This is a genomic window from Bacillus timonensis (genome assembly GCF_000285535.1).
In the GTDB taxonomy this organism is placed as follows: domain Bacteria; phylum Bacillota; class Bacilli; order Bacillales; family Bacillaceae_L; genus Ferdinandcohnia; species Ferdinandcohnia timonensis.
Genome location: NZ_HE610987.1, coordinates 44,369 through 59,091, shown reverse-complemented (window position 1 = coordinate 59,091; position 14,723 = coordinate 44,369). Strand labels below are relative to the sequence as shown.

Here is a 14,723-nt window from a genome sequence, read left to right as displayed (position 1 = left end):
CACAGGTTCAGCGTCCCAATGCTAAATAAAAAACCTCGCCCCTAAAAATAGGGACGAGGTTAACTCGCGATACCACCCTGACTTCCGTAGCATTAACATGCACGACACTCACTAACGTACCAACATACGTGTTCCTTGTAACGGCGGACTCCCGTCAAAGCCTACTTATTTCAGCTTTGCATCTCAGAGATGATTTTCGGATGGCTCTGAACATCGACTTTCAGCAACTGTCGACTCTCTGGGGAACAGCATTCCAATCTTACTCTTTCTCTTCGTCGATTTTTAATATATTGGTATAGTAACAGAAGAGGGAAAAACGGTCAATAAGTTTTTTGATAGTTTTTACAAGTGAAAACATAATCATGATTTTGTCTTTATTCTCTTTCTTTTTTTATAAAAGGAAGAGTGTTAAACACTCTACTGAATAGAGACTTGACGAAAATTACTAAATCGTAAAGCAAGTAAGTATCAGAATAACTTAACCAATATAACAAAATGAATAGTTCCTGTCCTCGATATGTAAAGGGGAGGACCTATTTTTTATTTTTTATTTTTATTTTTTATTTTTCGCATTGATTAACGTAACAGTGTTATGTTACATTATTATCAAAGAAAGGAGCTTATAGAAATGAGTGAAGAGTTATTATCGAAAAAGGAATTACTTGAAGCGACAGGCATTTCTTATGGACAGCTCTACAGATGGAAGCGAAAGGATCTGATTCCTGAGGAGTGGTTTATCCGAAAGTCTACGTTTACTGGTCAAGAGACATTTTTTCCAAAAGAAAAGATCTTGGAAAGAATCGATAAGATTCAAAAGATGAAAGAAAATCTGTCTCTTGATGAGATGTCGGAGATGTTTTCCCCAAGTGTCGGAGAGTTAAACCTTAGTAAAACAGAATTGGTGAACAGGGGTCTTGCCTCTGAAACAACAATCAATCTTTACTTAGAGCAGAGTACAGAAAGTCCAGAACATTTTCAGTTTGAGGGAATCTTAACCGTTTACATCGTTGAAAAACTCCTTCAATCTGGGGAGATCAGTCTTGACGAAGCAAAGATGGTCATCCAAGTTTCAAACGATTATTTTTCAAAGGAAAAACAAAGCTATGGTGATTTAATCATCATTCGCAAACTCGGTGTTTCTACGTGTTTTATTGTACAAAGTGCAACCGATTTGGTTATCGAACAAGGAACTAAACAAATTGTCAAAATGGCTTTTTCTAACGAAATAGAAGAACTGCGAACTAAATTATTGTAAGTTGGAGGGTAAAGTATGGTGAACGTAGAAAATCAAGGTAATTTACACATCAATGGAATGGGGTCTTCCGGTGGTGGCAGCTTTAATAAAGTATTAATCAACGGAAAAGGGAATGTACAAGGTGACATTGAATGCAATGATTTTACGATTAATGGTACGGGCACGGTTACGGGTAATATTAAAGGAAATGAAGGAAAAATTAACGGAAGTGGAAACATTGAAGGCTCCATCGAATTTGATCGTTTTACAATTGAAGGAACTGGTGGAATTGATGGTGATGCAAAAGTAAATAAAATGAAAATTTCAGGTAAGGGAAAAATCGGTGGTAGCTTAAAAGGGGAAGAAATAAGAATCAAAGGTAGAGCAACGATAGAAAACGATTGTGAGGCTGAAGAATTCAAAGGTGAAGGTGGCTTTGTAATTGGAGGATTATTAAATGCGGATGTAATCGATATCTCCATTGCTGGAGAATGTCGTGCAGAAGAAATTGGTGGTCATACGATTAAGGTCAAGAAAGGAATATTTAGTTTCTTAAATCATATTTTTAAGTCTGTCTATCCAGTCTCCCTGAAAACTGAAATAATCGAGGCAGATGACATTGATATCGAGTTTACAAACGCCAAAATGGTAAGAGGAAATAACGTTAACATCGGTCCAAATTGCGAAATTGATGTTGTTGAATACAAAGAGACATTCTCACAAGACCCATCTGCAACAATAAAAGAAACGAGAAAAATATAATAGAATACTGTTACACAAGGCTTTCATTTTAGTAATGAAGGCCTTTTACTATTGAAAGCGAGTACCGTTCTAGATTTTTACCCATGAACTTTTTTGTACTTGCATTGGATATAGTTTAAAATAAACAATAGTCTATTTAACAATATTTAAGGTAGGTACATGATATGTCAAATTGGTCACAATTAGAAAATATGAAACCTTTTATAAAGGAAATCTGGCAGGAATCGGGCTTTAACGCACCAACAAAGATTCAAGAAAAGGCGATTCCCGCGATAATAGAGGGGAAGGATGTCATATGTGAATCCCCGACTGGAACAGGGAAGACCCTTTCCTATCTACTTCCAGCCATCCAAAATCTTGACGAAACAAAGAACACCATTCAAATGGTAATCCTTGCTCCTTCCCGTGAACTAGTGATGCAAATCCTAGAAGAGGTCCGAAAGTGGACGAAAGGCACCAACATTGTCAGTACGTCTTTTATCGGTGGAGCAAATATTAAGAAGCAGGTGGAGAAACTAAAAGACCGTCCACAAATCGTCATTGGAACTACAGGACGTATCGTCGAATTAATTAAAATGAAAAAAATGAAAATGCATGAAGTGAAAACGGTAATCGTAGATGAGGCCGATCAACTTGTCTCAAACGAACATTTATCAAATGTTCAAAGTATTATTAAAGCAACTTTAAAAGATCGTCAAATTTTATTTTTTTCAGCAACCATTTCGGAACAAACCGAAAAGATAGCAAAATCATTAATGAACAATGCGGAAGTCATCCGTGTCAAAGAAGCGATCCAGCAAGAAAATACATCACATATCTATTTCCTATGTGAGCAGCGGGATAAAATTGATGTGCTTCGCAAAATAATGTTTACCGAACCAGATAAGGCGATTGCTTTTATAAAAAGTCTCGAGAAGGTAGAAGAACTCGAAGCAAAGTTAACCTATAATCACATTGATGTAGCGGTTCTTGCTGGTGAAGCGAATAAGCAGGAGCGTCAGCAATCAATGAAAAATTTTCGTGCCGGAAAAATTCCGTTGTTGTTAACAACAGATGTTGCTGCTAGAGGTTTAGATATCCAAGACGTCACGTATGTGATTCATTTTGACTTTCCTAAAACTACAAGTCAATATGTTCACCGCTCAGGGCGAACAGGACGAATGGGGAAAAAAGGGGTTGTTATTTCCATCGTAAATGCACGTGAGGAAAGTTTCCTCAAAAAAATGGGGCATGAACTTGGGATTACGTTCACCAAGAAGGATTTCTACAAAGGAGAAATTGTAGATGCCCAGGAAAAGAAAAAAAACACTCCAGTACCTAGAATGCGCAAGAATAAAAAATAATTGAAATTGGTCACATGATAAGGGGCAAAATAAGCACAGATTTCGCTTGTTTTGCCTCTTTTTATAAAAATTGTGATAATAAATAGTATAAGTCCAAATAAAACCAAATTTAATTCTATTGAAAAACAAAGCGTTTTCAATTATTATTAAATTGGTTAGTTTGTTTAATAACCTAATTAATATGTGATAGAATTTTTGTATAGTTTTAAAAAGATGTATCAAGCTAGAGTATTAGAAAGGGTGAAGGAAATGAAAACATTTATTAACGATGATTTTCTTTTGTACAACGATACTGCTAGAGAGTTGTATCATAATGTGGCAAAAAACTTGCCAATAATCGATTACCATAACCACTTAAACCAGGTTGAAATTTTAGAGAACAAAAACTTCGATAACTTATCTGAAATTTGGCTTGGTGGCGACCATTATAAATGGAGATTGATGAGAGCGAACGGAATCAGTGAAGACTACATAACAGGTAACAAGCCTGATTATGAGAAGTATATGGCATGGGCTAAAACTGTTCCAAATACAATTGGAAATCCACTCTATCATTGGACTCATTTAGAGCTTCTACGTTATTTCGGCATTGACGATTTATTAGACGAATCAACTGCACCAGCAATTTGGGAGCAAGCGAATAAAAAACTAGCTTCACCAGAATTATCAGTACGTTCTATTTTTGAAAAGTTCAAAGTTGAATTTGTTGGAACAACTGACGATCCAACTGATGACTTAGCAAGTCATAGTAAACTTAAAGATGAAGGTTATAAAGTGAATGTATCTCCTTCATTCCGACCTGACAAAGGGTTAACAATTGAAAAAGATGATTTCTTACCATGGGTTGAAAAATTAGGTCAAGTAACAAACCAAAGCATTGAAAATTACGAAACATTCCTAAGTGCATTGGCTGAACGTGTTGAATTCTTTAACGAAAATGGTTGCAAAAGCTCTGACCATGGATTAAGCTTACTTTTCTTTGAAGAAGCAACAAAAGAAGAAGTATCAGCAATATTCGCTAAGAAATTAAAAGGTGAACAGCTTACACAAAAAGAAGTTGACCAATTTAAAACATATACATTAGTAACATTAGGCGAACTTTATGCAGAAAAAGGCTGGGTAATGCAGCTTCATATTGGTGCAACTAGAAATAATAACACCCGTATGTTCAAGCTATTAGGCCCTGACGCTGGTTTTGATTCTATCGGTGATATCAAAGTTGCTGATAAATTATCTAGGCTTTTAGATGCACTAGATGTACAAAACAAACTTCCAAAAACAGTTTTATATAGTTTAAATGCAAATGACAACAATGTATTAGCTGCTATGGCTGGAAACTTCCAAAGTTCTGAAGTTCCAGGAAAAGTACAATTTGGTACAGCATGGTGGTTTAACGATACAATTGATGGTATGGAAGACCAAATGAGAACATTAGCTAACATGGGATTAATCAGTAATTTCATTGGAATGCTAACAGATTCTAGAAGTTTTCTATCATTTACAAGACATGAGTACTTCAGAAGAATTTTATGTAATCTTTTAGGAACTTGGGTTGAACAAGGAAAAGCTCCAAAAGATATGGCTCTATTAGAAAAATATGTACGTGGCATTTGTTATGAGAATGCGAAACGCTATTTTTCAATCTAATTAATCTTTTAAGAATGAAAAGGCAGTTTTTGAGAAATTTTCAAAGACTGCCTTTTTAATATGAGGGATTCATAAATGGAAGGGAGTGAGGAAGGATGACTGCGTTTCTTTCGATAGTTAAGGATATTATTTTACCCATATTTTTCATTATTGCGATTGGATATTCCCTTCAAAAAAAGTTTCATATGCATGTTCCAACACTTGCGAAAATTAATATGTTCTTTTTGGTTCCAGCATTTATCTTTGTGAAATTATATAATACGGAATTATCATTTCAATTATTTGGTTATGTGCTATTATTCTTTATTATTATCATAATCGCATTGTACGTACTTTCAACTATAACAGCAAGGTTAATTGGCCTTAAAAATGGAGAAAAGACCACGTTTTCGAATAGTTCTATCTTTTTTAATTCAGGAAATTACGGTGTCCCTGTAAATGATCTCGTTTTCAAAGGTGACCCATTTGCAATGTCTATACAGGTCATTGTTCTAACACTACAAAATATATTAATCTTTTCATATGGAGTGTTTTCTCTACAATCTGCTAAGGTAGGGAAGGTAAACGCGATAAAGGGATATCTAAAAATACCAGTATTATACGCCATGTTAACCGGTATTCTATTAAACTATTTCAGTATTCCGCTACCAACTTTTGTTGAAGTTCCTGTGAACTATATTGCGAATGCCATGGTAGGAATGGCTTTATTTACTCTAGGGGCTCAGGTTGCTCAAATCGATTTTAAAGCGGGTTTATCAAAGGTATACTGGAGTCTATTTTTTCGCTTACTAGTTGGTCCGGCAATTGCATTGGGCCTCATTTTTCTATTTGATATCGAGGGAACTTTTGCCCAGGCCCTGTTTATCGCTTCTAGTATGCCAACGTCTGTGAATAGTGCGATTATTGCTGAGGAATATAATAATTATCCGGGGTTCGCTGCCCAAATTGTTCTGTTTTCAACATTATTTAGTTCGATAACCGTTTCAATTGTGATTTATTTGGCGAGATTATTATTTTAATAAACTTAAAACATAAAAAAGCCCTGTCTCGTGACAGGGTTTATTTCATTGTTAAAAAGGTTTGGTTTTCTGGTGCTGATAAAAGGATTTCAGGTACTTCTAAGAATCTCTGAATTCCTAATGCACAGGCACCGAGCACACAAGCTTGATTGCCTAAATCTGATAGAGCAATTTCTCCATATTCACTGACAGAAGAAATTAAGTGTCCCTTTAATTTTTCAAGAGAATCAGGGTAAATGTTTAATAACCGGCTATTAAGAACGATTGTTTCAGGATTATATAAATTAATAATATTGTTAAGTCCAATAGAAACGTATTGGAGATATCGGTCTAAAAAACTTTTAACAATGAAATGATTAGCTTCTAAGAAATTCTGAATCTCAGATATCGATAAGTTTGTCTGCTGCAGCTCAGCTTCTAATTTCTTAATAAATTCAGGTTCGGAAGCATACAGCTCCCAGCAACCATGGTTCCCGCATCTGCATGCTTCGCCATTTGGGTAGATAATCATATGACCCATTTCTCCAGCGTAACCGTGAAAACCTTTTTGTAAGTCACCATCAATTATCATTCCAGAACCAATCCCAGAAGTTAAAATGACGGTAAGAAGGTTATTGCTGTGATGATGTTTATAAACTTTTTCTGCATAAGCAGATAAGTTTGCATTGTTTTCAATAAATAGCGGTATGTTCAATTCCTTTTGTAAGTCTTCTTTTATATTTTTTTTAAGCCACTTGTATCTAGGGATAAATCGTATACTTTCGTTTTGTTTGTTTACTGTCCCGTGGATACCAATTACAACATTTACAATACCGTATGGTCGGTCTGAAAAGTCATGTTGATATTCTTTAATCTTAGTAATAATAGACTTAATGACAGACTCATATTCTTCAGTATCAAATTTTTCTTCATTCTCATGCACTGTTTTTCCTTTTAAATTCGATATTGTGTAAATGATAGATTTATAATCTAAATCAATTCCTAATACAAAACCGGCATTTTCATTAATAGAAAGCATGATTGGTCTTCTGCCGATTGAGCTATGCTCTAGCTGGGTTTCATAAATTAACCCTTCATTTAACAAATCAGCGACTTGGACGGAAACAGTTGCTTTATTTAGCCCTGTTATCTTTGACAAATCCGCTCTAGATACTAAACCGTGTTCAACGATTTTTTGAATGATTAAACTTCTATTTATCTTTTTAATATATGCACTGTCCCCTGTGACCATTTGACTAACCCCTTTTGTCAATTAAAAGTTTATAGAGTAATTTGATGAGTATTCATCGTTTTGTAAAGGCTTACATAAATTGACTTAATTAGTTTAATAGATAATCTAATTATAACAGATTTGTGAAATTTAGCCACGAAAAACTTTTTTTCACTTTTAATGGAATACACACATAAGTAAAATTTTCTTAAAATCTTATAGAAAAAGTTCTCTCAGTCAATTTTTTATAAAAAAACAAGCGTTACAGTCAAATAATTTCACATTTTTTGTGATATGATAGTGATGTCATCAAGAAGGAAAGGATGGTGGGATTGAAATATCCAATATTACCGTTGTATCGTATGACCGGTACACAAGAAATAATGGTAGACTACCATTCTCATCAAGAATATGAAATTTATTTTTTTCATAGTGGTTCCTGTCGTTACTTAATCAAAAATCAGATTTATGATTTGGAGCCTGGTGACATTCTTCTGATGGATGGAAAATCACTTCACAAACCAATTGTTTCCTTGGATAAGGAATATATTCGAAGTGTGGTTCATTTTTCTCCACAATGGATTGAAAGCGTTTTGAAGGAATTAAAAGCGTTATATTTGCTTGATGTATTCCGGAAATTACACCATTGTTTTATTAGAACGAATGAAAATCAGCAATCGAAGCAATTGGAAAAATTAATTTGTCGATTAGACGAATTATTCCGAACGTCAGATGACAATGAGTCATTTATGGCTGAAACGGAAATGAAGATCCTTCTTATTCAGATTTTACTTCTTGTTAATAAGATGGGACGAGCAAATTCGTATAGGAAGCCGGATAAAAAGGATGAAAAAACCGATTATGTTGAAAATATCGTTACCTTTATTCAGGAAAATTATATGGACAAGCTCACAGTTGATTCAATTGCACAATCACTTAATTTAAGTAAGTCGTACCTCTCACATTTATTTAAAGAAATGACAGGTTTTACAGTTATGGAGTATTTGATGGCTACTAGATTAACACAAGCAAAAATAAAGCTTGTAATGGAGCCTGATAAACCTTTAAAGGATGTTGCTTTTGATTGCGGTTTTGAAAGCGCCTCGCATTTTAGCCGTTATTTCAAGCAAAAAGTTGGTGAAAATCCAAAGGATTATCGTAAGAAACATGTAACAGAAACTGAAAAATAGAAGGGAAGTATAAAAATGAAAAAAGTAAGATTAGGTATCATTGGTTTAGGTGCACAAGGAGGAGCTTACGCTGGTTTTATCGCAGAAGGTAGAGTTCCTAATATGGAAATTGGCGCGATTTGTGATATTGACCCAGCGAAAAAAGCGGTAGCAGAAGAAAAGTATCCAAATGTACCTTTTTATGAAGATTATATTGAAATGATAGAAAGCGGAGATGTAGACGCAGTTGTTACAACTGTTCCACATTACTTACACCCTGTAATGGCAATTGAAGCATTGAAAAGAGATATTCATGTGCTAGCTGAAAAACCTGCAGGTGTTTATACAAAACAAGTAAAAGAAATGAACGAATTTGCTGCTTCTAAGCCAGAATTAACATTTGCTATTATGTTCAACCAAAGAACAAATGAACTTTACAAAAAAGTAAAAGAAATTATTGATAATGGCGAAATTGGTGAGATTCGTCGTACCAATTGGATCATTACAACTTGGTGGAGACCACAAGGATATTACGACCAAAGTGCATGGAGAGCAACTTGGGAAGGTGAAGGCGGCGGTGTACTAGTAAACCAAGCTCCTCACCAATTAGACCTACTTCAATGGATTTGCGGTATGCCTAAGAAAGTTTACTCAAATGTAAAATACGGATACCAAAGAAATATTGCTGTTGAAGATGAAGTAACTGCATTACTAGACTATGGTAATGGTGCAACAGGTGTATTTGTAACATGTACACATGATGTTGTTGGAACAGATCGCTTCGAAATTTTAGGGGACAAAGGAAAAATTGTCGTTGATGACAGTAAGAAAGTAACGATTAAACGTCTAACTAAACCAGAAAATGAAATGAGTAACACCATGAGCATGCAAGATGTTATGAAAATTTTCATGGGTCAATCTGATGACAATATCTTTACAGAAGAAGTTATTGAATTTGAAAGTGTATGGGGCGCTCAGCACTCATCTGTATTAGAAAACTTTGCTGCTAATATTCTAGATGGAACTCCACTAATTGCTCCAGGTAGCGATGGTATTAATGGTGTAGCATTAGCGAATGCTATTCACTTATCTAGCTTCCTAGGAAAAGAAGTAGAAATTCCAGTTGATGAAGAGGTTTATTTAGCAGAGTTAAATAAACGCATTGAAGAAGAAAAAAAGAATCCTATTAAAAAATAATAAAATAATGCAATGAGGAATCGGCAATTGTCGGTTTCTCCTAACTATTTTTTATCTCCACTCTATTAGGAGGAAGGATATTATGCTTAAAGTAGCAGTAGTCGGTTTAGGCGATATTTCAAAAATTCATATTCCTGCTATTCAAAATAGTTCTAAGGCAGAACTAGTGGCAGTTTGTGATGTAAATGAAGAACTTCGCAATTCTGTAAAAAATGTGAATTTTTATGCAGATATTGACGAAATGCTGAATAATGAAGACTTAGACTGTGTTCATATTTGTTTGCCACACTATGTTCACTACTCCGCAACAAAGGCAGTCGTGGAAAAGGGTGTCAATGTCTTTTTAGAAAAGCCATTAGCAAGAAGTGCGGAAGAAGGAATGTTCGTAGTTGATTTGGCAGAACAACATCCAGACGTAAAAGTCTGTGTGAGTTTGCAAAATCGTCTTAACGAGTCATTTATCAAGCTTAAAGAAATCGTGGAGAGCGGAGAATTAGGTAATGTTACAGGTATCAAAGGTCTTGTGACATGGTTCCGTCCAAAATCCTATTATGATGTAAAACCTTGGCGCGGCAAAATGAAACTTGCTGGTGGAGGTGTAATGATCAATCAATCCATCCATACCTTAGATTTAATGCAAATCATCGGTGGCGAAATTGATACAATTCGAGGATCTATCGATCAATTAGTAGATTATGGCTATGAAGTAGAAGATACTGCTGTTGCTAACATTAGATTTAAAAATGGTGCAACTGGCCTATTCTTTGCAACTACGACTTATGCAACAAATTCGTCTGTTGAATTTCAGGTTATCCTTGAAAAAGGTAAATTAACGATTAAAGACAGTGTTCTTTCTATTACAGACAGCGAAGGCGTTAAAAAGAAATTGGTTGAGGATTCAAAGCTTCCAGGAAGCAAGTTTTACTATGGTGCCAGCCATGATACTTTAATCAATCAATTTTATGATGCAATTATTAACAATACAGAAGATTATATACATGTCCAAGAAGCTCAAAAATCAATGGAAATGATTAGTGCAATCAGAAGATCTTCTGAAGTGAAAATTCCTATTAAAATGGAGGTATACAAATGACAAAAGGTAAAATTGGCGTTCAAATGATGATGCTTAAAAAGAAAGTAGAAGAAATTGGTGTTTATGAAACAATGAAAAAACTTCATGAACTTGGAATAGGTGCAGTTGAGGTTTCACAAATTCCAATGACTGAAGAAAATGTTGCAGAATTAAAAAGAGCAAGTGAAGATTTTAATATAAAAATTGCTGCTTTATCTGGAGCATTAGAGCCGATGTATGAAAACGCACCAGGTGAAGCTTTATCTACACATTTTGAGAAAATCGTAAATGACTGCAAAACGTTAGATTGTAATTTTGTTCGTATTGGTATGCTTCCTTTTACTGTTATGGGTGACAAAGAAAAAATCATGGGCTTTATCGAAAGAGCAGAAGAAATGGCACATCGTTTAGCGGAATATGGAATTGAGTTATACTATCATACTCACCATGTTGAATTCGAAAAATATGATGGAGTATATTTATTAGACCTTATCAAACAAAACACAACAAAATTAGGATTTGAATTGGATGTACACTGGATTCAACGTGCTGGTGAAAATCCTGTTAAAATCATTGAGCAGTATAAAGATCGCATTTCATTACTACACTTAAAAGACTACCGTATTGGTTCTCTTCAATTTAATGAAGAAGATTTCAAAGATATGGCTGGATTCTTTAACAAGTTCACAAACCTAATCGAATTTGCGGAGCTTGGTGAAGGAAACATGGATATTGCGGCTATGATTGAAGCTGGTAAGGAAAGTGGAGTACAATATTTCTTAATTGAGCAAGATGACACATATGGACGTGATCCATTTGAATGTATAGAAGTATCTGCACAACATTTAAGAAAAATTGGTTATGCTGACTTGTTTTAAAAACTAATGTGCAAGCGCCTTGTACTTGTCAAGGATAGGCACTGAAACTGGATGTAACAATGAAAAATCAAATAGGCAAGCACCTGGTGAGGATGAAAAATCTTAATTTTTGGTGCTTGCATTTTTTGCTATTTTAACTAACAGGAGTGATTTAACAAAATGAGTAAAGATGGAATGAATTATGCACCAAAAGGGAAACCAAATCCTGTCGTAAAAGAGGGAGAATTCAGTATTGCGGCTGTTGCACTTGATCATGGGCATATCAATGGTATGTGTAACGGATTAGTAGAGGCTGGGGCCACACTAAAATGGGTATATGATCCAGACCCTGAAAAAGTTGCAAACTTCATTGAAGCTTTTCCAGGTGTACAAGTAGCAGAGTCATTAGAGCAAGTATTAGAGGATGAGGAAGTTAAATTAGTTGCAGCTGCTGCAATCCCAAATAAGCGTAGTGAATTAGGGATTAAAGTAATGGAGGCAGGTAAAGATTACTTTACCGATAAAACTCCGTTTACAACCTTGGCACAATTAGAGGAAACAAAAAAGGTTGTGGAACGCACAGGTAGAAAATATATGGTTTATTTCAGTGAAAGACTTCATGTTGAAGCTGCCGTTTTTGCTGGAGATTTAATAAAGCAAGGAGCAATTGGCAGGGTTATTCAAGTAACAGGTTTTGGCCCACATCGCTTGAATGCTGATAGTCGCCCGGACTGGTTCTTTAACAAAGAACAATATGGAGGCATCCTTTGCGATATCGGAAGTCACCAAATCGAACAGTTCTTATATTACACAGATAATAAAGATGCAAAAGTTCTTCATAGTAAAGTAGGGAACTATAATAACCCAGAGTATCCTGAATTAGAGGACTATGGTGACGCAACATTAGTTGGAGATAATGGTGCAACATTTATTTTTAAAGTGGACTGGTTTACACCTGATGGTTTAGGCACATGGGGTGATGGACGTACTTTCATTACAGGAACTGAAGGTACAATCGAATTGAGAAAGTATATTGATGTTGCTAAAAACGAATCAGGAGATCACTTATTCTTAGTGAATAAAGAAGGTGAAAAACATTATGAGTTACGAGGAGAGGTTGGATTTCCTTTCTTCGGCCAACTGATCTTAGATTGTGTAAATCGTACAGAAAATGCTATGACACAAGAACATGCATTTAAAGCAGCTGAATTATGCTTAAAAGCACAGGAACAAGCAATTGTTGTAAGTAAATAATGAGCGAAAAACTGGTCAACGTAAGAGTTTGACCAGTTTTTTTGGACGGGAACCTACAGAGTTCGACAAATACTGAAAAATATAGACAAACAATTAATAAAATTTTAAAAAAGTATTGCGTTTTAAAGCGCTTCCAATTAATATATAGGTATAGATAGTTTGATTGCAAAACAAACGATTTTGAAAACTATTTTTTTAGAATTATATTTTGTTAATCCTTATGTAAGAATATTGAAAGCGTTTCATCGCTTTTAGGAGGATGATGCACAGAATGTTTAATATATGAATAAATATTTAGAATATTTTGTTTGTGTGTTAGACAAATATGAAAACAATCGTACAAGCCTAAGATCAATAAAGAGAGAGTACAATTAGTGGGGATGGAAGTTTAGTAGCAATTATTCTAGTTTTATAATCTGTTTTTAAGGGGGAAAACCTATATGTCAACAGTTCAAGAGATTCAATACAATAGAGCGAAAATTTGGCAAATTGGATTTTTTACATTTAATAATACTGCCACAAACGTGTATTTGTTTTTAATCGGATTTTTATCATACTATGCAGCTGGTATTGCTGGACTAGCTGTAGTGTTAGTAGGTACATTACTAGGATTTGCAAGATTTTTTGATGGATTAATAGATCCATCAATTGGATGGATAATAGATAAAACAGAATCTAAATTTGGAAAGTTTAGACCTTTAATGGTAATTGGTAATATCGTGACAGCGCTTTCTGTAGTTTTAATCTTTATTACTCACTTAATGCCTGAACCTGCACGTATTGCTTTTATTATTTTCGCTTTAGTTGTTCATAAGATTGGATATTCGCTTCAAACGTCTGTTACAAAGGCGGCGCAAACAGTTTTGACAAATGATCCGAAACAACGCCCCCTTTACATGATTTTTGATGGCGTTTACAATGCGATTGTATTTACAGGTGGACAAATTTATGTTGCGAGCTATTTAATTAAAAAATACGGTGATTTTACATTACCACTATTCACTGAACTTGTTATCACAGTAATCATTCTATCAGCTATTTTAACAACACTAGCAGTAATAGGTATTTCTTCGAAGGATAGAAAAGAGTATTACGGTTTAGGTGAAGATACAGTTGAAACATCATCTATTCGCGAATACTGGAAAGTTATTAAAGGTAATCGTCAATTACAATTACTCACACTTTCAGCTTCAACAGATAAGTTAGCAACATCTTTAATGAGAGAATCAGTAGTAACAGTTATGCTATTTGGAATCTTACTTGGAGATTACGCATTAAGTGGTACGATTAGTGCAGCAATCTTAGTTCCTGGATTATTAGTTACATTCTTTGTAACATGGTTAGCAAGAAAAACTGGTTTGAGAAAAGCATATTTAACTTCTGCATATTTAGGTATGTTTGGACTACTTGCATATATTCCGTTTTTCTTGTTATTAGATGATACAACTACCGCTGTTTCAATGGAATCAATTGGTTTTGCAACAATCATGTTCATGCTATTACGAATTCTCTCCCAGTCATTTGGAGGAGCTCCTACAACTCTAGTAGTTCCGATGATTGCGGATGTTTCAGATTATGAAACTTCAAAATCTGGACGTTATGTTGCAGGTATGTTTGGAACAATCTTCTCATTTATTGATCAATTAGTTTCTTCACTTGCACCAATAATTGTCGGTTTTGTGGTTGCAGCGATTGGCTTTAAGGATGCGTTTCCAACAGTAAATGATGCTTTAACAACACCTCTGTTTACAGCAACATTAGTCTTAGCATTCGGAATACCAGCAGTGTGCTTATTAATTTCAATTGTCACAATGCACTTCTATAAACTAGACAGCAAGACAATGGAAGGCGTTCAAGAAAAAATTGCTAAAGCAAAAGCAAACAAAAAAAATAAAGATAACACAATCGCAATGTAATAATAGTTAAAATTGAAAAGGTTTTCTTGAAAGAGGCTGTTTA

12 protein-coding genes and 1 other annotated feature are annotated in these 14,723 nt (G+C 34.7%); of the genes, 11 read left to right on the top strand and 1 reads right to left on the bottom strand.

Annotated features, from left to right (window positions below; translation table 11 throughout):
* Window positions 1-46 precede the first annotated feature (46 nt).
* Window positions 47-285 (bottom strand) — a binding site (T-box leader).
* A 343-nt stretch (window positions 286-628) separates the two neighbouring features.
* From BTHG_RS14740 to BTHG_RS14720, 5 genes are all read left to right on the top strand, one after another.
* On the top strand, window positions 629-1,255 hold the full coding sequence (locus BTHG_RS14740; protein ID WP_010677500.1) for a YhbD family protein: 627 nt from the start codon (window positions 629-631) through the stop codon (window positions 1,253-1,255).
* Window positions 1,256-1,270: 15 nt separating this feature from the next.
* Window positions 1,271-1,996 carry a polymer-forming cytoskeletal protein gene (locus tag BTHG_RS14735; protein WP_010677499.1) on the top strand — a complete coding sequence of 242 codons (726 nt, stop codon included), beginning with the start codon at window positions 1,271-1,273 and terminating at the stop codon, window positions 1,994-1,996.
* 164 nt (window positions 1,997-2,160) lie between these two features.
* Complete coding sequence (locus BTHG_RS14730) at window positions 2,161-3,339, top strand: DEAD/DEAH box helicase (RefSeq protein WP_010677498.1); 1,179 nt, start codon at window positions 2,161-2,163, stop codon at window positions 3,337-3,339.
* 249 nt (window positions 3,340-3,588) lie between these two features.
* Window positions 3,589-4,986 (top strand): glucuronate isomerase, encoded by a 1,398-nt coding sequence (gene uxaC / locus BTHG_RS14725; protein WP_010677497.1) that lies wholly within the window; start codon window positions 3,589-3,591, stop codon window positions 4,984-4,986.
* 95 nt (window positions 4,987-5,081) lie between these two features.
* On the top strand, window positions 5,082-6,005 hold the full coding sequence (locus tag BTHG_RS14720) for an AEC family transporter (protein ID WP_010677496.1): 924 nt from the start codon (window positions 5,082-5,084) through the stop codon (window positions 6,003-6,005).
* A gap of 40 nt (window positions 6,006-6,045) precedes the next feature.
* Here the strand turns inward: BTHG_RS14720 and BTHG_RS14715 are convergent, their stop codons facing one another.
* On the bottom strand, window positions 6,046-7,236 hold the full coding sequence (locus BTHG_RS14715; protein ID WP_010677495.1) for an ROK family transcriptional regulator: 1,191 nt from the start codon (window positions 7,234-7,236) through the stop codon (window positions 6,046-6,048).
* 311 nt (window positions 7,237-7,547) lie between these two features.
* Between BTHG_RS14715 and BTHG_RS14710 the strand changes: the two genes are divergently transcribed.
* From BTHG_RS14710 to BTHG_RS14685, 6 genes are all read left to right on the top strand, one after another.
* Window positions 7,548-8,405, top strand: a complete 858-nt coding sequence (locus BTHG_RS14710) for an AraC family transcriptional regulator (protein ID WP_042342114.1) — start codon at window positions 7,548-7,550, stop codon at window positions 8,403-8,405.
* 15 nt (window positions 8,406-8,420) lie between these two features.
* Window positions 8,421-9,581 carry a Gfo/Idh/MocA family protein gene (locus tag BTHG_RS14705; RefSeq protein ID WP_010677493.1) on the top strand — a complete coding sequence of 387 codons (1,161 nt, stop codon included), beginning with the start codon at window positions 8,421-8,423 and terminating at the stop codon, window positions 9,579-9,581.
* Between the two features lie 82 nt (window positions 9,582-9,663).
* Window positions 9,664-10,674, top strand: coding sequence for a Gfo/Idh/MocA family protein (locus BTHG_RS14700; RefSeq protein WP_010677492.1), 1,011 nt, complete (start codon window positions 9,664-9,666; stop codon window positions 10,672-10,674).
* The gene (locus BTHG_RS14695) at window positions 10,671-11,531 is read left to right on the top strand and encodes a sugar phosphate isomerase/epimerase family protein (protein WP_010677491.1); all 861 of its coding nucleotides are present in this window, start codon (window positions 10,671-10,673) and stop codon (window positions 11,529-11,531) included. Before BTHG_RS14700 ends, BTHG_RS14695 begins: the two co-directional genes overlap by 4 nt.
* Before the next feature lie 159 nt (window positions 11,532-11,690).
* Entirely contained in the window at window positions 11,691-12,764 is a 1,074-nt protein-coding gene (locus BTHG_RS14690; protein ID WP_010677490.1) for a Gfo/Idh/MocA family protein, read from the top strand.
* A 440-nt stretch (window positions 12,765-13,204) separates the two neighbouring features.
* Window positions 13,205-14,680, top strand: a complete 1,476-nt coding sequence (locus BTHG_RS14685) for an MFS transporter (RefSeq protein ID WP_010677489.1) — start codon at window positions 13,205-13,207, stop codon at window positions 14,678-14,680.
* Window positions 14,681-14,723 lie beyond the last annotated feature (43 nt).

Coding starts and splice junctions, on each gene's coding strand:
- BTHG_RS14740 (WP_010677500.1), top strand. CDS start 629: ATGAGTGAAGAGTTATTATCGAAAAAGGAATTACTTGAAGCGACAGGC.
- BTHG_RS14735 (WP_010677499.1), top strand. CDS start 1,271: ATGGTGAACGTAGAAAATCAAGGTAATTTACACATCAATGGAATGGGG.
- BTHG_RS14730 (WP_010677498.1), top strand. CDS start 2,161: ATGTCAAATTGGTCACAATTAGAAAATATGAAACCTTTTATAAAGGAA.
- uxaC (WP_010677497.1), top strand. CDS start 3,589: ATGAAAACATTTATTAACGATGATTTTCTTTTGTACAACGATACTGCT.
- BTHG_RS14720 (WP_010677496.1), top strand. CDS start 5,082: ATGACTGCGTTTCTTTCGATAGTTAAGGATATTATTTTACCCATATTT.
- BTHG_RS14715 (WP_010677495.1), bottom strand. CDS start 7,236: ATGGTCACAGGGGACAGTGCATATATTAAAAAGATAAATAGAAGTTTA.
- BTHG_RS14705 (WP_010677493.1), top strand. CDS start 8,421: ATGAAAAAAGTAAGATTAGGTATCATTGGTTTAGGTGCACAAGGAGGA.
- BTHG_RS14700 (WP_010677492.1), top strand. CDS start 9,664: ATGCTTAAAGTAGCAGTAGTCGGTTTAGGCGATATTTCAAAAATTCAT.
- BTHG_RS14695 (WP_010677491.1), top strand. CDS start 10,671: ATGACAAAAGGTAAAATTGGCGTTCAAATGATGATGCTTAAAAAGAAA.
- BTHG_RS14690 (WP_010677490.1), top strand. CDS start 11,691: ATGAGTAAAGATGGAATGAATTATGCACCAAAAGGGAAACCAAATCCT.
- BTHG_RS14685 (WP_010677489.1), top strand. CDS start 13,205: ATGTCAACAGTTCAAGAGATTCAATACAATAGAGCGAAAATTTGGCAA.